Below are 19,687 nucleotides of genomic sequence, written 5' to 3'. Positions count from 1 at the left end.
TAAAAAATAAAGACCATTTTGTCTCGGTGAGCATCTAGTAATTTCAGTCACTTAAAAATGTTCATGAGTGTTCATAGTATATGACGACAAGATGCAGCACAATGGGCCCACTAACTAACAAGGGGTCTACAATGAAAAAAACATTATTACTAAGCGCACTCTTTTTCACTTTTGGAGCTTCACAAGCTCACGGTTTTCTAAACGAAGAGTCAATTCGCAACGCTGTTTCATCACGAGTTTCTGAGGGAGTCGAAAATTTTAATAAACCATGGTTTTGCCAAACTAAGAACCAAGGCTTTGGCCCTTACACAGGTATTGGCCAAACAAAAGAGGCCGCAAAAGCAGAGGCCCTTAAAGAATGCGGGATTTTTTGCAGTAGCAACAAGGCCGTTCAATGTGAAAAAAGAGATTCAACAGTTTTTGAAGATGCTGTTAATGGTGAAAGAAATAGAGGTGAAAATAATGATCGCTATATTCAAAGACTAGAGCAAAGAATTGCCGATATGAAAATTGCAATGGATCGTCAAAAAGATGAGATTAGATTTCTTAGGAACGAAAATGACGACCTAAGAAGAGGGCAAAGAAATAGTCATTGGGAAGAAGTTATTGAAAAATTGAAATTAGAAGTTTCAAATTTAGAAATTCAAAAAAATACACTAAACAATGGACTAAAACAATGCTCAGGAGAAGTTGTAAGTCTAAGAAATCGTACGAACGAGCTTGAAAAGAATTTAAGACTATGTCGTGGTGATGATTATGAAAAACCAGATTTAACACCAGAGCAAATTTCTGCCTGTGATTATGCAACTTCAAATGGTAGTGATCTGACAATGTGTATGAGCACGGCCAAAAAGTACGAGCTTTCAACTGGAATTATTAATGCTTGTGACTATGCAACTTCTAATGGCCATGAACTTAAACTATGTCTAGAGGCCGTAGGAATTCGCAGACCAAGAAATCCAAAATCGGTTGTAGAAAAATGTGATTATGCAACTTCTAACGTAAATGATCTTATTGCTTGTATCAATATCTAAAAAAAAGGCCCCATCAACTGGGGCCTTATTTCATATTATCTAAATCTGCGCATCGCTTTTTCATAACGAATTTGATCGTATTTTAAATCTAAAAGTAAATTAAAATTCTTCTGCAAGTTTTTAGAAATTTTTCTTCCATCATGATAAATCATGACTGGCATAAACTGACCATCTTCTTTTGCTTTTACTGCGACGTGATCGGGACTAATTGTATAACGACCAGCTTGTTTGTCTGTCGGCCATTCATAATCTTCAAAAACCACGTAAGCAAGCTCTGAACATACAATTTTCTTATCTGTTTGTACGTTGAAGTTAAAATCGTATTCTTTACCGATTTGTTTAAACGCTCTTCTGATATAGTGCTTTGTTTGTTCGAGATCGAGTTCCTCTTTTGGTCTGACCACCGCCAAGTCATCAATGTCGATAAAGTGGCGAAGAGAATTGAGCTGAACACCAGGTCTTAGGGCCTCAACAATATTGTGATTCGATTCGACAAGTTTTTTAAATGTTGGACCTTTATAATCATTAACGTCTACAGCATATTCATAAAGCTCATCAAGTTCATCCCACATCCCTAGTTCTTGAAGTTGTTCTTTATTACCAACCCAAATTGCCACGTGTCCCCAGTGTCCTGGAATAAATTTATCCGTTAAACGAAATGGCGTTTTTTCAAGAAGAATATCAAGAGGTTTAAGTTGTGAACGAATCGATTTTTCTTCATTCATAGAAATGTTTTTTAGCTTTCCAGATCTTGTTTGCACTAGACCAACAGTATTTCCAAATCCCATTGAGATTAGGTTCATTGTACTGTCACCAATTTTGAAAATATCATCGCGAATAATTGTCGCGAATCTTTCAAGCCTAAACTTGATTCTTTGTCCCATCGTAATTTTACCAATGTGACCATAAGTGTAACTTCCGATGATAAGCTCATTTAAATAGGCATTATAGCTATTTTTAACAATCTCACTGTCTGGATTTTTCTTTTCCCAGTCAATGATATCTTGAACATACTCTACAACACGAAGAGTTCTCTTATAATTATCGAGCTTTCTAAAGTTCCCAGTAATCTCTTTAATTAAATCATCGAGTTCAACATTATCAAAATTGACAGTTCTTCTGAGCTTTTTATTTTCATCATAAGGCATAATCGCCAAGATGTAGTTATCATAAAGCATCATGGCCGCGACCAGAGATTGCTTCATTTTAAGAATATTCAAACGTCCCAAATCATCGTCTGGATTTAAAGATATTTTAATGTCTTTATCGAATTTATAAGCGAATGAGAACATGCGCTCAAACCAGTTAGAATATTTCTTATCGATTTTTGTAGGTGTCGCTACAACATTGAAATTAACGTCATCATCTGAATACCATTTCTCATCCTCAACTTTCGATAAAAGTGATTCGCGATTAATAGCATATTCTTTAGCGGCCGTATGAATGAGCTCCAAATCCTGACTTGTAAGAACTTTGTCTTTTACGTTATCGTAAAAAGTCATCGCCCTAATTCTAAGATCGAGAGATTTGGAAATGTCTTTATTAAAGGATTCAAAATTTTCTTCGTAAGCTACAAAGTCTTTGTAGTATGGCGAAGATTCTGAGACTGAAGCGATTTGGCGCTTGGGACCTGTCCAACTTGAACAGGAAGTAAGTACGACAGAGGTTGCGACAATGAGTGTCTTTACCTTCATATGGCCTCCAGGTAGACGTTATCTAGAGGCTTTTCGGATAATTTTAGTCAGGAAATTAATTCTTTTTATTGATTAAGAAGAAAATCAGCTACTTAGTAGTAGCTGATGGGATAGGCTTCAAGGTGATTTGGGATATGAGAGCGAGATTCGTTTTCATATCTTTTAATCGTAATCGGTGTTCCCTCTTCAATAAGATCAAAAATCTCATTCATTTCTTCATCTGTTACGGCCATACATCCGTTTGTCCAATCGAAATTTGGATAGAAGAAATCTCTCAACCATGAATCAAGAGTATCTTCTTCAACACCAAATTTAGATACGAAATTTCTAACGGCCGAATTTGGTCTGTAAGGAAAACCGTGAATCAAAATAAGATCACCTAGTTCGTTTTTAGAGTATCCATTGGCCTTCCCCCACTCAATATCTTTCTCATTTGGATAATTGATAAGAAGTGATTTTGGGTAACCTGTCTTCACACGTTTTTTAACAATTTTATATTCACCCTCAGGAGTGCGCTGATCACCTCTTAGACGTTTAGGTCCCATTTCGAAAAGGGGATTATTGTGGGCAATACTAAGAGCGATATTATATTCTTTGATGATTTGATTCTTAGATAAAAGAATCATTTTTCTCTCATTTTTATAAACCAAAATATGGTCAATTTTATCTTCAGAAAATGCTGACGCGACAAACAAAAACGCCATCATAACTGCCACTAATTTCTTCATAAATACCTCTAATTAAAAGAATAAGCACTTATATCACTTTTTAGGACCAGTGGAATAAGAGTAGAGAAAGGCCGTAATTTTTTCTGTATCTAGAGAAAATTCGCCTCAAAAACTAGGACAAATATTTGATTTCATATTATAAGAAGGCCATGGATAACGAAAACAAATACAACTACGAAGCAGAAAAGCAGAAGGTTCTTGATAAGAAAATCAAGGCCAGAACCACTTACACAAAAAAAGTCGAGATTGAAAAAAAGCCCGATTGGTTCAAAGTAAAGCTCCCGACAGGAGACAATTACAAAGAAATCAAAACAGAGCTTAAAAAGAACAATCTCTGGACAGTTTGTGAAGAGGCCTCTTGTCCTAATATCAGCGAGTGCTGGGCCTCTAAAACGGCCACAATCATGATCCTAGGAGGAACGTGTACGAGGGCCTGTAAGTTTTGTCACGTTGATACAGGAAATCCAGGCGGCAAGCTCGATCTTAACGAGATCACCAATGCTGCCAAAATGGTTAAAGTAATGAACCTGAAATATCTCGTTGTCACTTCTGTGGATAGAGATGATTTAGCTGACTACGGGGCATCACACTTTGCCAACGTTGTGAGGGCCATTGCTGAAAGTAGACCAGATACACTAGTGGAAGTTCTTATTCCCGACTTCAATGGCGTGGAAGAACATATGGACACACTTGCTAAGAGTAACCCCTTTGTTATTGCCCAAAATGTTGAAACAGTAAAAAGACTAACTCACGTTGTGCGCGATAGACGTGCGGGTTATGAGCAAACATTAAAATGCCTTGAGTACTATAAGAAGAAATACCCTCATATCAGCACAAAGACATCACTTATGGTGGGTCTTGGTGAAACGGTAGAGGAATTAATTGAAACGATGAAAGACCTTAGGGCCATCGACGTTGATATCGTTACATTTGGACAATACCTACGCCCTACTCCTCGCCACTTACCTGTTGTGGAGTATTATAAACCTGAGGTGTTTGAATATTTAAAAGAGAAGGCCTATGAAATGGGCTTTAAATTTGTGGCCTCAGGTCCTCTTGTAAGAAGCAGTTATAAGGCCTCTGACTATATGGACCACTTAAAAGCGCAGGGACACTTAAAATGAAGCTCCTAGAGGGATTAGACTTAGGAAAATACGGCCTATGTGAATCTAACCTCGAAGTGATTGGCAGCTGCCTTATTGTCACAAAAAAATCATGGGATTATCAACTCGCCCATGATTTTCAAGAAGAAATGGTTGAAAGAGTTTATGAAAACAAAAGTGAAAGTGCTTTTATTTTCTGTAACCACCCAAGTTGTCTCACCCTTGGAAAAGGGCTGCAAAGAACCAAAGACGACAAGATTAATCTCATCGACTTTAACTTGGCGCTAGAAGAACAATTGCCCGTTAAAGTCCACCATATCAAAAGAGGTGGCGGGATAACTTTTCATCATGAAGGCCAATTGGTTTTCTACCCTATCGTTTCGCTAGAAAATAAAAAACTTCGCGTCTTTGATTTTCTTATTACCGTTTTAGAGAAAACAAAAAGCTCTCTTGAAGATTTATATCAATTAGAAAATCTGAATGTGCGCACTGATCTTTTAGGATTATGGGCAGGACAAATGAAGATCGCTTCAATTGGACTTTCGGCCAAAAGATTTGTTTCTTATCATGGATTGGCCCTAAATTTAGAAAGAGACCAAGTGATTGAAGATGTCTTGAGAAGAGTATTTCCTTGCGGATTACCAGGCAGCTATTACGCTCCTCTTAGTCAATTGACTGAGAAAAAAGTGAGTTTTGATGAAGTTCAAAACTCACTCACAAAAAAATTATCTGATATCTTTTCTTAGGCGCTCGAAGATTGCTTCAAGAGCGTCTTCAGAGTGACCATCAATCTTCTCAATATTTAGAAGAAGAAAGTTTGTTAGGATCGACTCGATTTGAGTAAGGTCAGGTCTTGAAATACGCCCTTCAAAGTTCCATCCACCTTCACCTTGCATAGACTTCTCATCAGAATTCCCAAGAAGAGAATTCACCATATTAGTTTTAAGATCAATTAAACTGTCATCAGAACAAGCTGATCTTGTAGATTCACAGTTTTCGATTAAAAGACTTTTTGAATGACTCATAAGCGCTTTATAATCACTTCCACGATAGAAGTCGTTTAATAGCTTATTCACATCTCTAGAGCCAGTATTACCGATGGCCACAATTTTAGTTGCTCTTTTTTTGGCATCTTTTTTACCAATTTCAAGTTGTCCACCAGCGATGGCCGAATTACCGAGAAGGATGACTAAGGAAACGATAAGTAAGTTTTTAATGTTCATAGATAACTCCTATTTTGTATAACCATTTAATCAGATTCTAATTTTTCATTTACTCACATATTCAAACAATTATGGACCGTATAAGTTCCCTAAAACAGGCCAAAAAACCCTTTCTTTTTCTTCTTTGGCGCCTCTTGAGAACGGCTATCATTCACAGGGGCCAAGATAATTTTACGGGACCCTTTAAAGATTTTGGCCGCAAGTCGTTTGTCGTTTGAAAAAGATAAAGTCATATAACGAGTGAAATCTCCGGGCTGTCTTACAGCGTAGAGTTCTTTATTATTACAAGTAAGCATCAGCTTAAATGATTCTCCATTGAGAGAAAAATCATCCCGGCTTTTGAATTGGCCCACCCCTTTAAAATTGTAGAAATCCTTATTGCTCTTACAATAGTCTTTGTATTTCGAAAGTTGAGCTTGGAAAGCATCTTTTACTTCGTTAATTGAATCTTCGCTTGATTTATCCGAGCCATAAACACCTACACCTTCAAGCATTCTTTCGATAAATTGAATTTTTTGCATCGTCTTACTAGAAACAGAACTCCACTTAATACCTTCTGCGGATTTATAGAGAGTCAAAAGGCCTTTAAGCATAAATTCTAAATTGGCCACTTCATCTTTAGTCATATCACCGGTTCTTAGGATCTCAATAAGCTCATCCTCGAGTTCGCGGCTTCTTACGTCATCGATATCTTCAGGATTGACATAAATTCCAGAACGAAGCTTTTCTACAAAGACTTTAGAACCAACTAAAGAATGTTTCCAGGCCTCAAAGTTATTATCAAACCAGATAGAAAGTTTAAGTAACTTTAAACGAAGAAGATTGGCGATAACTGCATCTGCAGATATATATGATGATTCCTTATGATCTTCTAGAACACTTGGGCTCCATTGGTACAATTGGAAGTATTCTTTGATCTCTTGTGGAATTAAATCTAAATCCATTTTAACAAGATCTGAAACTTCATCATCTACATTTTGAAATTTAGAATCTTCCCATTGAACACCGATAAGTTTTAGTTCACCTTGGTTCACATCGTGAAGATCAAGAACACCAAACGACAGGGCCACTAAAGAAGAGTTTTGTGACATAAAGTATTTGTTTACGAGTTCAATATTTTCTTTAAAGCGATAAATCCATGCTGTTGTAATTTTCGCAGTTAGAATTTGGTAAGGATTTGTCGGTAATGACAAATCATCCATCCATGCGTCTACTTGACCACGTTGTCTTTCTTTTAGAGTGATCAGTTTAATTGAATTAGAGTACCCTTTATTAGAGTCGCGGTATCTTTCTAATTCTTCGACATAAATATTTTCAAGATCATTGGCGATTTTCGCTAAAGTCGACTTTTGCGCTGGTGATTTTTTAGACCTTAACACCATTGATTTCATCGATTGGAAAGGATTCATAAGATATCCCATCTCGGCAATAAATACGTCATCACCATTAGCAAAACGCTTAATGATCTTTTTATATGATTCCACGTTACCAAAAACGAGGTCGATTTCATTATTTAATTTATAGAGAAATTTAAGAGATAAACCATAGGCATGGTACTCATTAAGAACAGTCGTTCTAATAAGGGCCTTGATCCACTGGCGAACGAGTTGTTCTTCATTTGTATTAAGCTTCAGTGAGTTAGATTTTGGTGGCGCTTGTTCACTGGCATTAAGGGCCGAATCAATTTTAGCGAGATTACCTTCGAAGAAAAACTGGCGCATTTCATCTAGGGCCAAAAAAGAAAGGTGTTGATTCTCACCTGTCTTCTTAGAAAGAAGAGTTACAACTTGAGGCAAAGATTGAATGACTACGGCCTCATTCTTTTTAACTTCTGCATCACTAGCGTGAATCATTTCATGAACAAAAGTCACAATCGTCTCTTCCATTGATCTTCTCGCAAGATCGATGGCAAAAATATTTCTTTCTTTATTGTAAACTCCACTTACTGTGAAATTTCCATGCTTATCTTTGTTTAGAAGCTCTTTAGCACTGCTATGACCGTGCCCATGACCGGCCAGGCGGTTTCGCAGACCTTCAGAGAGATCTTCAACGCGAATATCACCCTTTACAATGGCGTTTTCAAAATTTTTCACATAGCTTGTGTACTCACTGCCACCAATAACTTTGACTAAAGAGAGGATAGTATTCGTGTATTCTTTAATCCAAGAGTTCTTCACTTTTTGAATAAACTTAGTACTCTTGTGATCGGCGTAATATCTTAATATCTGGGTTTTAACAGGATATGTTTCAGACAAAGTGACTTTTGCATTTCTATTTGAAAATAAGTTTTGAATAACGACTTGAGTGCTTGAATTTTGCCCCTCAATTAGGGCTACAAATTCCGCGACATCACGAGTTTTTGGGTGTGAATCATCATCAAAGTCCATTGACCATGTTTTGTTTTTTACCATTTGCTCCACAAGTGATCTTGGCAAACGATCAGAAAGATCGGCAAAGCTCAGTGCTGGAACAAGAAGCATTAGGATGGCCAGGGTTGATGTTAGTTTCACAATTCCTCCGAATTAAATTCAGATGTTACTTAGTCAGGTGACTACTTTTTAGTCAAAAAAGAGGTTCTAACTACTCAAAATCTAGTAACATCTGAATAAAGTGCATTAATTATGCCAATTTCTTAAAAACGTTGATTCATATTGCGAATAAGACGCCAAATCTCTTTTCTGAGAGAGGCCAAATCTTCGTTTGATGGAATCTTATTGCGTTGAAGATTAACTAAAACATTCTTGTAAACGCGACCCTTTTTAATGGCGATCACATCAGCAAGGCTCTTTGCAATTGCAGGTTCACGCACACGCAGATCTCCTGCTAGGTCGGCCCCTAAATATTGGACAAGCTTTACAAGAAAAACCGCCTTAGAGGCATCTGCTTGTAAACCAGATGAATAATTCCACATTCTAAGGGCCATCATTCTTCCAAACTCTGCGCTTGTTACGTTTGTTCCCTCTTTCATAAACAGATCCATATCTCTGTCACTCAAAAAGGTATTGTCGTTAACAACGGAGTAGGCCATTTCAAAACCTTCTTTATAAAAGTTTGCAATAAATCTCACAGACTCTTGATGGGCCTTTCCCATGATCCCAAGAGTAAGTCTTGCCATTTCACGAGTACGATTTAGGGAAATTCTTAAAAACTTTTCATCCTCTTGGTTGTCAGAGATTTTTACAATTTCTTGGGCCTTAGAGTCTAAAAATTTAATACGATCACCTAAACTGTAATCAAGACGATTATCAAGAGCGTAACGAATCATATCTTTAGCACTATATGAGTCGAGAATTGTTTGCTCTAAATCCTCTAAACCTGAACCTTGAGTTCCTACACCTTCAAGATCACTTTCCATTTTCACATCAAAAATGAGCGATTCTTGTTGGGCCGTGATTTCTTCGCCCTCACCTAGACCACTCGACAAACTCAGGCCATCCATTGAAAATGTTTTTGCAGACATTAATAAAACAATAAGTATAAATATATTTTTCATAATTCTTCCTAATCAAATAAGTTGATGAATAGTTTTTTAATCCAACTCAAAGTTCCACTGTCATATGCAGTCATTCTGTAGCGACCAACATCATGAGTGGGAGTTGCGATAATGACAGATTCTTCTTTGCCACTATAGGTGTCGAAGAACATTGCAATTTTATTTACGCCTTCATAACTCACATCGTACTCGGCCATAGTGTCAAATTCAGATACGACAAGTGCAGAGAACATATCATCACCATTAAGCTGAATCATTTCGTAAGTTTTTTCTGAAGAACCATTTTTATAAATTGATAGTTCTGTGCCAACAACGACTAACTCTGGTCCATTTTTATGACTGCCGCTCGCAAAGTAACCCTTTTTAGAAGTTGCTCTAAGTTTAGGATGTTTTTTCTTATCTCCTCTTCTAACAAGGCCAAGCAACGCTCCATCAAGTGCACCGTTTTTACCTTGAATAACAAATTCATAGTTGAATTTTCCCATGCTGCCTTTTGAAACGAGTAGCACAGGAGAGCGAGTATCCATTTCAGAATCAATATTTAAATTACCATTGCTTGTAATATTGATTGGAGCAAGCATCATAGAAGAGCCTTTCTTCACACTGCGCCCTTCATAAAAATAACCAAAGCCACTCTCTGATCCCTTTCTCACTCTTTTAGGAATTAAAACGGCCAGGATCTTGTCTGTGTTATTTTCAGCATTATCAACAAGTAATTCATAACCATTAAAGTTTGAGTTATTAATGCCTTGAACTTCATAATAACCATTTTCAAGAACTACCCTTTTTTTCACTTGTTGCTCACGCACCATACTTGAAAGGACTTCTTCAATATTAGACTGCTCTATATTACCTCTATCTGTTGCATGCACCTTGTTCATAAAAACAAAAGACCCAAGAATAGCAACTGTAGTTATCATTCCAAATCGTATTGTGTTTTTCATACTCTTTTTCATAATGCCTCCTAACAACCTCTGTATCCAACATGAGTTCCCTCGATCACTCTTTGTAACTCTAGGACTTCAGAACGGATAAGATCGACTTTTCTTTTTGATGGAACAGAAATATCACCACATCTAAAGCGTGAAATGATATTCATAATGCCATCTGCCTTGCCCTTAGCGCTGCAAAACTGTCTTCTATAAACGCTATTATCGATAAGTCCAGAGATAGAGCGAACAAAAGCATAAGTCACATCAAGCTCAGTTGTATTGTCTGCGAGTGCACCATTGATCTGATCAAGAATTGAGATGTATTTTGCACTCAAGTCTTTCACATTTCTAAAGTATTCAATTGGAAAATCTGCTTTGAAGAAAGAATCATCAAGGTATGAATCAACCACTTCATTATAGTAAGGAGCATCAACATATTGGTATGACCAATTGGCAAGCTCTACTAATTTTGTAAGAGTCATAAATTCAACTTGAATGGCCACATACTTACGTGAAATATTTTGTGCCACAGATGCTTCAAGCACGCGACTAATATTATAGGCCGCCACAAGAGTTTGAGCTGTATATGGAGGGATATCTGTTTGATTAAGATAAAGTCTTCCTACACTTTTTTTAAGGGCATCTTTAATTCTTTTAACTCCTTCTAGACGTCTTCCGTGTTTCCATTCATCGACTGCAATACGTGCTTCAGAATTAATTTTTGAAAGTACTCCTAGACAGTGATCGTAAAAATCATAAATTTCTGCGCGACCTTGATCATTTTTATGAACTGATGTCGAGTCAGTTAGAGGAAAAAGTTTTGCTGGACACATATTGGCCGCAGCGACTTGTTTGTTTGAAAGTACACTTAGTGCGAGAATTGAACTTACTGATAAAATTTTTAAAGTCTTCATTTTAAACTCCTTAGGTTTTTTGCCTCCCAAGGAATTTAGAACGAAAATGAATTTTTAAGGCCGAGGAAATATGACAATTATGGGCCGAATAATTTGCATAATTACGGCAATTTATACTTAACCGAACGACCAGCACCTACTTTTACAAGATGGTTGTTATGAAGAAGTTGGGTGATTTCACGCTTAATTGAACTTTCTGACAGGCCTGTTTTCTCAACAAGAAAAGAGCGCCCTATTTCATATTGTCCAAATTCTTTAGCATGTTCCATACATTTGAGAATGAGGGCCTGATTCCTATTTGATGCAATCTTCGCTTTATCTCTGCGCAAACGATATAGAATAAATTTTTTCTTAGAATTCCACCCGTAACCATTTTCTGCATTCACAATACAATCGTCACTTTGCAAGAGCTCTCGCAAACGTTGAACGGAGGTATAAATTCTTGCATCGTGGATAAGTGGGTCATAGATATCACCCCATACGAGTGTAGTGATCTCATCTTTTACGAGGACACCTGGTGATACTTCTAACAGTCCAAGGAGAAATTTTTTAAGCTGGGTCCTCTTTGCGATATCTTTGATCTCTTTACCATCAAAATACAATTCACCTGTATCTTCGATAAAGAGAAATTGACCTTTGAGTGTCTTTATATTCTCTTGGATTTCAGAACAAAGAGACAACTCTCCATTCTCAATTCTTTCATATTTATTGGCAGAACCACCGAAACTATGCTCAATAAAGCTCTTGAGCTTGGCCACATCACCTTTTCTAAAATCATTCCACTTGAAATTGGCATTATTCTTTTTAATTTGATCATACCAAATTCTATAAATATTCTTCACTCTCTCATCAGCAGACCATTCATCAATGGTCTTAACGTCAAATGAAATATCTTCACCACAATGAAGAGCAAAAAGGTCAGCAAAAAGAGTGAAAAAATTAAGGTCGTCGGCAACAACTTTTTTTAAACGACCAATTTGACCTAGACACTCTTCTTTTGTAGCACCATTTGAAAGCTGTGCTCTGAGCTTCCCTAGGATACTATAAGCACTATATAATGCAGTACCTGGAATATTGTCACACGATTGTCCAAATTCTAGAAGAAACCTTGCACCGTAAGGTTCAATTCCCGTTTTGAAAACGACCTCTGACCACAGCTCAATGATTTCATCTTGAGATAAATCTATTGATGAAATCTCTTTTTGCAGAAGTCCTAAATCTTCGTCTTCCTCTTTGCCATGCTCTCTTGCCTTTTTAATTAAAAGGTCAAATGTTTGTTCTGCCTCAATACGCTCTTCACGCAAAAGACAAATACGGACCTTTTCACTTAGTACATCTTTTAATGAAAAATAAGGTCCTTTAATTCCCAAATAATCAATTGAGAGATCAATTTTTTCACGGGCGATTTTTAGCTGTAATCTATGGCGAGCAACTTTTGCTTTAATTAGATTCAATCCTGCGAGAACTAATCCATGGGAGAAGTCTTCTGCATAAGGATAAATATCATCAACTGCTTTTTCTAGTTTTTCAAAATTCTCATCTCTTAAATAAATCCATAAAGTGTTCATCGTACACATGGCGTGATAATAGAGATTACCTCTTTCCTTAAATAAAAGAGCGGCCTTTTCATAGTACTCAAGGGCCTTTTTATTATCGTTGAGATGATAGAATGAACGAGCTAGTTGAAAAGAGAGCATACTTAGAATTTTTGGATTTTCATTCAAATCAGAGTGTACAATTTCTTTTTGCAGTTCCAGCAAAATCTCTAAAGACATTTTAAAATCACTCTGCATTTTAGAAACGGCCCTCTCTATTTTAAGATAGGATGCCGTCTCAAAGTCCACATGTGGAATGACTCTTTCACATAATTTTTGCGCAATTTCAGACTTATAGTAAGAATTTAAAAAAGTCGTAAATTCACATATAAATTGTTTTTCGTGTTCGCTTAGTTTTTCAACATTGAGAAACTTTTCGATAAAAGGTGTAATCTCAGAAATTGCACGATCTCGATTTCCTCGTACAATCTGCAGTTTCATTAAAAAACGATTCAAAATAACTTTTTCAATGACATTTAAATTTTTAAGAGACAGCGCCTTATCAATCAGCTCAAGCAACTCACTTTGAACTTCAAATGAAATACTTTCTAGTCCCTGTAGACCAAGATTTACCGGAAGGCCATTGAGGGTCTTTTTAATAACGTCCAAATTCATCGTGGACAAAGATAAAGATAGTGATTCAATGACGTTTTCACTATCACTACTAATAGATAAGACAAGTCTTGCTGTAATATCTGAAATCTCTTTTGGAGAGAGGTTTTCTAAGAAATAAACTTCGATATGTTTTTGTAGCTCAAATAATTTCGTTTCGAGTCGACCATGGGTCTTTAAAATATTGCGGCCCGAAAGTTCCTCTACAAGTATGGCCGTATCGAGATCATACTCACCAGCAAGAGATAGAAATTCACTTTCATTTATCGATCTCCCCAAAACGGCCCAAGATTTTAAAAAAGAATTTTTAGTTTCATCTAACTCTTCTAATGAACTACTAATAAAACTACTAAGACCTTCTTTTGATAGTGAATACAGGCCGAGAAGAAGAGGAATTCCAGACGTTTTTGCATAAACATTGGCAAGCTCCTCTTTTGAAAGCTGATTTTCAAAGAATTCAGAAACTTCTGCAACAGAAAAAGGCTCGACTTCTATTCTTCCAATTTCTGGAAAATAATTATGGGCCATTATTTCGTCGCTTAAAATAAATTGTTTCGGAAATTGTGGGCGTGAGCTTACAAAACTTACGAGAACTTTTTTGAGATGTTCGGATAGAAAATGAAAATTATCCCAGACAACATAGTCATATTCGTCCCACTTCTTTGATAATTTTCTAAGCAACCACTCTGCCGATTTCCCATTGGCCTCTTCATCAACTTCATAGGCCAAAACTTCTTCAAAAGGAATTTGTCTTTCGAGACTTATCCACAGGATCTTTGCTCCCTTAGACTTTAACCATGAAGAAACGAGGGATGTCTTCCCGATGCCTTTTGTTCCATATACAAAAGCACAGCGTGAGATAGCATGAATAGTATCAAGCTTAGTTATGGCCGATATTCTAAGAACATCCATAAAACTCCCTATGGAAGTCTATTCGGTTCATTCATGACAGAACTTGACTTAAAAACTATAGAATCTGTTTGAGCCTTTCCCACAAAATGTGCTCATCATCGTTGGATAGACCGTGACCAGAGTGAGGAAGTTCAATGATTTCAATGTTTTTCAAATTATTTTGATAATAATTCACATCCTCAGCGCTGACATGACTTCCTTCTTTGAGTCCTTTGAGCAATAAGAACGGACAAGATAGAGACCTCCATGCAACAGAGAGATCGATTGGGCGATACTCTTGGCGCAGACCTTTAAGGGCCTGGGCATGAAAAGGAGAATATTTATGATTGGCAGTTTCAAACCAATGATCTGAGAGCTCCACCATATGGGGACCATGATCAATGGCCAAAAAGGCCTTGGCATTAAGACCTTTTTCAATGGCCCTTAAGGCCCATAAAACACCTTGTGAATTGGCTATAATTATCGGTCTGATTACACCAAGCTCGCGCGCTACCGCCAAAATATCTTCAGCATGATGATCCAAGGAGTAACCTTCATCTGGAGCAGAGCTGCCTTCTCTTCCTCTTGGCGTAAAGCTTACACAAAACTCATGGGAGAATTCATCCATATCGCGTGCAAAACTTGAAGCGCACCCTCCCATTCCGGGAATGAAGAGTATTTCTCTCTCCCCCATCTCATTTGTGAAAAGGACTTCTAACTCGACACCTTGCGAATGAATTGTTGTTTTTGTAACCATGGCCCTAGTCTATTAAAAATTTTGAATCCTTTCAAATAGAAAACTACTTTACTCATGCAATCTTTCATTTGTTGACATTTATTGAAAGCAAAATTGTTGTAAACGATAATAGAAGATATTTATTCCATTTAGTTCAGGAGGAACTGATGAACTTCAAGACGCTTTCTTTAGCGATGGCACTAGGCCTTTGTTCGCTATCTGCACAAACTTTTGCTCATACTCACAGCGATAAGAATAATTCATTTGTAGGTTCTGTAAAATTAAAGAACTACCAAGAGCAAATGAAAATGATTCAAGGCCTTGATATCGACATCGCCGGTGTGGATAGAAAGAATAATATTGTAGACCTCCTCCTAACAAAAGAAGAAGTATCTAAGCTTGAGGCAATGGGCCTTCATGTCGAAATTGATTTTTCAAAATTAGATCGCAAGGGTTTAGATGACGACTATAAAAGTCCTTCTGAAATCGAAGACATTCTAAAAAATACAGAAAAGAACTTCTCTCATATAGCAAAAGTTCATGTTATAGGTCGCTCATCTGAGGGACGAGAGATTTACGCTCTTAAAATTTCTGATAATCCTGAACTCAATGAAGAATCTGAACCAGCAATTCTCTTCAACAGTATGCACCATGCACGTGAAGTCATGTCACCAGAAGTATCTTTGGATATTATAGAGCAATTAACAAAGAACTATAATTCTGATGAAAAAATCAAACACTACGTAAACAACAATCAAATTTGGATTGTGCCAATGCTTAATGTTGATGGGAATCAAAAAGTTTGGGATGGTTCACGTATGTGGAGAAAGAATACAAACTATGGTCATGGTGTTGATATTAACAGAAACTATCCCTACAAATGGGGAACATGTCGTGGCTCTAGCGCAAGCACATGGTCTGATACTTACAGAGGCCCAACAGCTGGTTCTGAGCCAGAAACTCAAGCTCTTATGAATCTTGTTAAAAACATCAGACCAGTATTTGATATTTCTTATCACTCATATTCTGAAATCGTCATTTATCCTATGGGATGTAACGGAGAAAGAGCTCAGACAAAAGATATCATCGAGCCAATTGGAAAAGAAATCGGTGACCTTATTGGTTATGAAGCGGGAACAGCATGGGAGCTACTTTACTCAGTTGATGGCTCGGACATTGATTGGATGTATAACGAATATCAAGTTATCCCTTACGTAATAGAAGTGAATTCACGTGCTCAAGGTTTCCAACCAAGTTATGCAAAATGGCGTGATAAAACTGTAGAAAGAAATCGTCCAGCATGGCTTAGACTTCTTTCTCGTCTTGATGGACCAGGTGTAAGAGGAACAATTACTTCAACTGAAAATATTCAAGATACAACGATTGAAGTCACAAAAATCAATGGCGAAAAAGTACAAGACTATAGAGTAAATCCAACAGGTGGTTTTCATATTGTGTTGAATAAGGGTGAATATAAATTAACAGTTAAAAACAAAAATGAAGTTTTAAGCGTAAAAACAATTTCTATTGAAAACGAAAGAATGAATATCACCCTATAAGAAGGAGCCTTTGTGAAATTTTTAAAAGTATTACTACTCTCTACTCTTACACTTCCCCTTACTTTGGCAAGTGCTTACTCAGCGCCACGATGCTTGGATAATATTTGCGAAGAAAATATTGTTTCCGACAATATTGGCTACTTTGGTGAAGTTGTAAAAATTTATGATAACCATACGGCCGATGTTGCCCTAATAAATGTTCCAGCAAAATACAATTTTAAACTTTCAGAGCTAGGCACTCTTACAGAGTGTTATCAAGAATTTTGCGAATACCAAATGGTCGTAGACAAATGGGGAAATCCTGGACAAATCTACGCACTCTTTAATAACGGTCGCATTCACTTTGTTGAACAAGAAACAGGTGATTTTTACTACCTTACTATAAAAGATATAGCGAAAATCAACCAATAAGCTAAAATTTCAATCACTTACCTTATTAAAACGCAGTTTCATACTGCGTTTTTTTCCTTTTAAAACAGCGCCAAAATGTTTATAGTCGTGGGGCTTATATCTAACAATTTTAAGGAGTTTTGAACCATGAAAATTGGTGTTCCTAAGGAAATTAAAAACAATGAAAACAGAGTTGGTCTAGTTCCAGGTGGCGTTCGTCAGTTAGTGATGGATGGACACCAAGTTTTTGTTGAAACAAAAGCTGGTACAGGAATTGGTATCGATGACGAAGCTTATATCAATGCTGGTGCAACTATCGTTGGTTCACTTGAAGAAGTATTCGAAAAATCAGATATGATTATCAAGGTAAAAGAGCCTCAACCAAGAGAGATCGCTTGCCTTAAGCCGCACCATATTCTTTACACATACCTTCACCTTGCTGCAGACCCTGCTCAAACAGAAGGTCTAATGAAGTCGGGAGCAACTTGTATTGCTTACGAAACTATTCAACCAGCTGACGGTTCACTTCCACTTCTTACTCCAATGTCTGAAGTAGCAGGAAGAATGGCAACTCAAATTGGTGCAAGCTACCTTCAATTAGATAAAGGTGGAAAAGGGATTCTTCTTGGTGGTGTTCCAGGTACAAGAAGAGCAAAAGTAACAGTAATCGGTTGTGGTATCGCTGGTACAAACGCAATTAAAATGGCCATGGGTATGGGTGCAGACGTAACTGCTATCGACCTATCAGCGAAGAGACTTGCTGAACTAGACGATCTATTTGACAACAGAATCACTACTCTATACTCAAATATCGACAATATCGAAAACGCAGTTATTAACTCTGACCTAGTTATCGGTGCTGTTCTTATTCCAGGCGCTAAAGCTCCTAAGCTTGTGACAAGAGATATGATCTCTAAAATGGAAAAAGGTTCAGTTGTTGTAGATATCGCTGTTGACCAAGGTGGATGTATTGAGACTTGTAAGCCAACAACTCACGAAAATCCAACTTTCCTAGTTGATGATGTTATCCACTACTGTGTTGCTAACATGCCAGGTGCAGTTGCAAGAACTTCAACATACGCTCTTACTAACGTAACTTTAAACTACGCTAGAAAGATTGCTAAACTTGGAGTTGAAGAAGCTGCTGCAAACGATGAGGCCCTTAAGAAAGGTATCAACGTTTACAAAGGTGGCCTAGTTTATAAAGCGGTTGCTGAAGATCTAGGACTTCCATACACAGAACTTAAAATCTAATTTTAAATTCATATAAAGGCCCACTAAAACGTGGGCCTTTTTCATTCAATCGTACTTTAAAAGTAACTCTATGAAATTCATCCTGAACAAAATCATTTATTTTATCGCTCTTTTTTTACAGAAATCTTATCGCTTTCAATATGAAGGATTAGAAAATCTAGAAGAATTAAAAGAAAAAAATAAAAACTTTATCTTGGCCATTTGGCACCAAAATTTACTTCCAGGAATTCTTGCACAAGTAAATGATAGCTTTGTGGTTATTGTATCTAAGTCAGGTGATGCCGAACCTGTTGCCTACACTTGTAAAAAACTAGGTCACCATGTTGTGAGAGGCTCATCTCGAAAGGGAGATGTCTGCAAAGGTGGTCAGGCCGCTAAAAATGATATGATTGAATTTCTTAAAGAGGGTTATCCTGGAGCTGTTACTGTTGATGGTCCAAAGGGTCCTGCAAAAAAAATCAAGCCTGGTATTATCAATATGGCGAAGGAATCAAAATGCGTGATCGTGCCTTATACAGTTAAAGCAAAATCATTCATTCAATTTAATAGCTGGGATAAATTTCAATTACCAAAACCATTTTCGCGCATTATCGTTCACTACGATAAAGGAATTGAAATAGAAAGTGACCTAAACGATTTCGAAAAAAAGATGAATGAGATCGAAGTCAAAATGAATGAAGTCGACCAATTGATCGCGTACAAGGCCCTTAATCTCTAAGGGCCGCTAGCATTATCCTATAATTCCAAGTAGTCATTACCTCTTTCTCAAACCATCCACAATTTTAAGTCCTTAGAGTTCTAAACTTAAAACACTAAGCTTCCAATATTATTGATTTTCTCACCCAAGGGTCTAAATAAAAAAACAATCTTTTGGCCAAATTATTCTTTACGATATAATCATAACAATTCAAATTCCTATCGTTTAACACAAAAGACAATTAGAATAGCGCCATGAAGGGCGCTCTATTAACCACTTTCACATTCCTATTCGCAACTTTTTCCATCAATGCCATGGAAACATTTAGAATTGTGACAGTGGAATGGCCCCCATATATTTCAAAAGATCTACCGGAACATGGCCCCTTTACTAAAGAGCTCAAAAACAAACTTGAAAAGAAAAATATAAAACTTGAACTTGTGTACAGACCTTGGGCCCGTGCAGTTAAAGAAGCACGCGATGGACTTCATGATGCTATTTTTCCAGAATACTATAACGAATCTCGTGCCAAAGATTTTTTCTACACCAAGGCCCTCGCAGACGGACCAGTTGGCCTATTTGCAGTTGAAAATTCACGCGCTTTAGAAGATGAAACTTCTCTTGCAGGAAAGAGAATTGGACTTGTGCGCGGATATGTTAACACACCTATTATTGATAACGATCGCAGTTTGATTAAAGATTTTGCCATTAGTGATGAAGATAATATTCGCAAGCTATGCAGTGGTCGTGTCGACATGATTTTCATTGATGATCATGTACTAGAATTTATTTTAGATACGATGAAAAGAAAGGGTGAACAATGCCCGAGAGT

The 19,687-nt window shown here is 37.0% G+C and carries 17 protein-coding genes; 8 read left to right on the top strand and 9 right to left on the bottom strand.

The genetic code is table 11. The features are described from left to right. The first annotated feature begins 131 nt into the window (after nt 1-131). Entirely contained in the window at nt 132-1,034 is a 903-nt protein-coding gene (locus M899_RS06325) for a hypothetical protein (RefSeq protein WP_021270583.1), read from the top strand. Nucleotides 1,035-1,069: 35 nt separating this feature from the next. On the opposite strand, the gene M899_RS06320 is transcribed toward M899_RS06325, so the two are convergent. Together M899_RS06320 and M899_RS06315 are read right to left on the bottom strand one after the other, a co-directional pair. After that, on the bottom strand, nt 1,070-2,728 hold the full coding sequence (locus M899_RS06320) for a YiiX/YebB-like N1pC/P60 family cysteine hydrolase (RefSeq protein ID WP_021270587.1): 1,659 nt from the start codon (nt 2,726-2,728) through the stop codon (nt 1,070-1,072). Nucleotides 2,729-2,820: 92 nt separating this feature from the next. Next, nucleotides 2,821-3,456: a L,D-transpeptidase family protein gene (locus M899_RS06315; RefSeq protein ID WP_021270594.1), complete on the bottom strand. Its 636-nt coding sequence runs from the start codon at nt 3,454-3,456 to the stop codon at nt 2,821-2,823. Between the two features lie 149 nt (nt 3,457-3,605). Here M899_RS06315 and lipA point away from each other — a divergent pair, with 149 nt between their 5' ends. Both lipA and lipB read left to right on the top strand, forming a co-directional pair. Beyond that, entirely contained in the window at nt 3,606-4,580 is a 975-nt protein-coding gene (lipA, locus tag M899_RS06310) for a lipoyl synthase (RefSeq protein WP_034728238.1), read from the top strand. Next, complete coding sequence (lipB, locus tag M899_RS06305) at nt 4,577-5,305, top strand: lipoyl(octanoyl) transferase LipB (RefSeq protein WP_021270578.1); 729 nt, start codon at nt 4,577-4,579, stop codon at nt 5,303-5,305. Before lipA ends, lipB begins: the two co-directional genes overlap by 4 nt. Here the strand turns inward: lipB and M899_RS06300 are convergent. From M899_RS06300 to M899_RS06270, 7 genes are all read right to left on the bottom strand, one after another. Next, nucleotides 5,285-5,782, bottom strand: coding sequence for a hypothetical protein (locus M899_RS06300; RefSeq protein ID WP_021270593.1), 498 nt, complete (start codon nt 5,780-5,782; stop codon nt 5,285-5,287). The genes lipB and M899_RS06300 overlap by 21 nt on opposite strands. 89 nt (nt 5,783-5,871) lie before the next feature. Continuing rightward, nucleotides 5,872-8,292 carry a hypothetical protein gene (locus M899_RS06295; RefSeq protein ID WP_021270591.1) on the bottom strand — a complete coding sequence of 807 codons (2,421 nt, stop codon included), beginning with the start codon at nt 8,290-8,292 and terminating at the stop codon, nt 5,872-5,874. Nucleotides 8,293-8,414: 122 nt separating this feature from the next. Beyond that, nucleotides 8,415-9,275 (bottom strand): hypothetical protein, encoded by an 861-nt coding sequence (locus tag M899_RS06290; protein ID WP_021270581.1) that lies wholly within the window; start codon nt 9,273-9,275, stop codon nt 8,415-8,417. Nucleotides 9,276-9,283: 8 nt separating this feature from the next. Continuing rightward, the gene (locus M899_RS06285) at nt 9,284-10,231 is read right to left on the bottom strand and encodes a hypothetical protein (RefSeq protein WP_021270597.1); all 948 of its coding nucleotides are present in this window, start codon (nt 10,229-10,231) and stop codon (nt 9,284-9,286) included. Nucleotides 10,232-10,239: 8 nt separating this feature from the next. Continuing rightward, a complete protein-coding gene (locus M899_RS06280) occupies nt 10,240-11,121 on the bottom strand; it encodes a hypothetical protein (protein WP_021270600.1) in 882 nt (293 codons plus the stop codon). Nucleotides 11,122-11,222: 101 nt separating this feature from the next. Next, nucleotides 11,223-14,240, bottom strand: coding sequence for a hypothetical protein (locus M899_RS06275; protein ID WP_021270580.1), 3,018 nt, complete (start codon nt 14,238-14,240; stop codon nt 11,223-11,225). A gap of 55 nt (nt 14,241-14,295) precedes the next feature. Continuing rightward, a complete protein-coding gene (locus M899_RS06270) occupies nt 14,296-14,976 on the bottom strand; it encodes an alpha/beta fold hydrolase (RefSeq protein WP_021270582.1) in 681 nt (226 codons plus the stop codon). 146 nt (nt 14,977-15,122) lie between these two features. On the opposite strand from M899_RS06270, the gene M899_RS17580 reads away from it, so the two are divergent. The 5 genes from M899_RS17580 to M899_RS06245 all read left to right on the top strand — a co-directional run. After that, nucleotides 15,123-16,514: a M14 family metallopeptidase gene (locus tag M899_RS17580; RefSeq protein WP_021270596.1), complete on the top strand. Its 1,392-nt coding sequence runs from the start codon at nt 15,123-15,125 to the stop codon at nt 16,512-16,514. A 12-nt stretch (nt 16,515-16,526) separates the two neighbouring features. Continuing rightward, nucleotides 16,527-16,925 (top strand): hypothetical protein, encoded by a 399-nt coding sequence (locus tag M899_RS06260; protein ID WP_021270589.1) that lies wholly within the window; start codon nt 16,527-16,529, stop codon nt 16,923-16,925. A 126-nt stretch (nt 16,926-17,051) separates the two neighbouring features. Beyond that, a complete protein-coding gene (gene ald, locus M899_RS06255) occupies nt 17,052-18,158 on the top strand; it encodes an alanine dehydrogenase (protein ID WP_021270586.1) in 1,107 nt (368 codons plus the stop codon). Between the two features lie 70 nt (nt 18,159-18,228). After that, on the top strand, nt 18,229-18,876 hold the full coding sequence (locus M899_RS06250) for a lysophospholipid acyltransferase family protein (protein ID WP_021270595.1): 648 nt from the start codon (nt 18,229-18,231) through the stop codon (nt 18,874-18,876). A 233-nt stretch (nt 18,877-19,109) separates the two neighbouring features. After that, nucleotides 19,110-19,687, top strand: a 578-nt coding sequence (locus tag M899_RS06245) for a substrate-binding periplasmic protein (RefSeq protein WP_021270584.1), incomplete at its 3' end; no start/stop codon positions are given.

The organism is Bacteriovorax sp. BSW11_IV (assembly GCF_000447755.1).
GTDB lineage: Bacteria > Bdellovibrionota > Bacteriovoracia > Bacteriovoracales > Bacteriovoracaceae > BSW11-IV.
The sequence above is the reverse complement of the archived record's forward strand: the minus strand, read 5'-3'. Positions and strand labels throughout refer to the sequence as shown.

Excerpts from the sequence above, each read along its gene's own strand:
- M899_RS06325 (WP_021270583.1), top strand. The coding sequence starts at position 132 with ATGAAAAAAACATTATTACTAAGCGCACTCTTTTTCACTTTTGGAGCT.
- M899_RS06320 (WP_021270587.1), bottom strand. The coding sequence starts at position 2,728 with ATGAAGGTAAAGACACTCATTGTCGCAACCTCTGTCGTACTTACTTCC.
- M899_RS06315 (WP_021270594.1), bottom strand. The coding sequence starts at position 3,456 with ATGAAGAAATTAGTGGCAGTTATGATGGCGTTTTTGTTTGTCGCGTCA.
- lipA (WP_034728238.1), top strand. The coding sequence starts at position 3,606 with ATGGATAACGAAAACAAATACAACTACGAAGCAGAAAAGCAGAAGGTT.
- lipB (WP_021270578.1), top strand. The coding sequence starts at position 4,577 with ATGAAGCTCCTAGAGGGATTAGACTTAGGAAAATACGGCCTATGTGAA.
- M899_RS06300 (WP_021270593.1), bottom strand. The coding sequence starts at position 5,782 with ATGAACATTAAAAACTTACTTATCGTTTCCTTAGTCATCCTTCTCGGT.
- M899_RS06290 (WP_021270581.1), bottom strand. The coding sequence starts at position 9,275 with ATGAAAAATATATTTATACTTATTGTTTTATTAATGTCTGCAAAAACA.
- M899_RS06285 (WP_021270597.1), bottom strand. The coding sequence starts at position 10,231 with ATGAAAAAGAGTATGAAAAACACAATACGATTTGGAATGATAACTACA.
- M899_RS06280 (WP_021270600.1), bottom strand. The coding sequence starts at position 11,121 with ATGAAGACTTTAAAAATTTTATCAGTAAGTTCAATTCTCGCACTAAGT.
- M899_RS06275 (WP_021270580.1), bottom strand. The coding sequence starts at position 14,240 with ATGGATGTTCTTAGAATATCGGCCATAACTAAGCTTGATACTATTCAT.
- M899_RS06270 (WP_021270582.1), bottom strand. The coding sequence starts at position 14,976 with ATGGTTACAAAAACAACAATTCATTCGCAAGGTGTCGAGTTAGAAGTC.
- M899_RS17580 (WP_021270596.1), top strand. The coding sequence starts at position 15,123 with ATGAACTTCAAGACGCTTTCTTTAGCGATGGCACTAGGCCTTTGTTCG.
- ald (WP_021270586.1), top strand. The coding sequence starts at position 17,052 with ATGAAAATTGGTGTTCCTAAGGAAATTAAAAACAATGAAAACAGAGTT.
- M899_RS06250 (WP_021270595.1), top strand. The coding sequence starts at position 18,229 with ATGAAATTCATCCTGAACAAAATCATTTATTTTATCGCTCTTTTTTTA.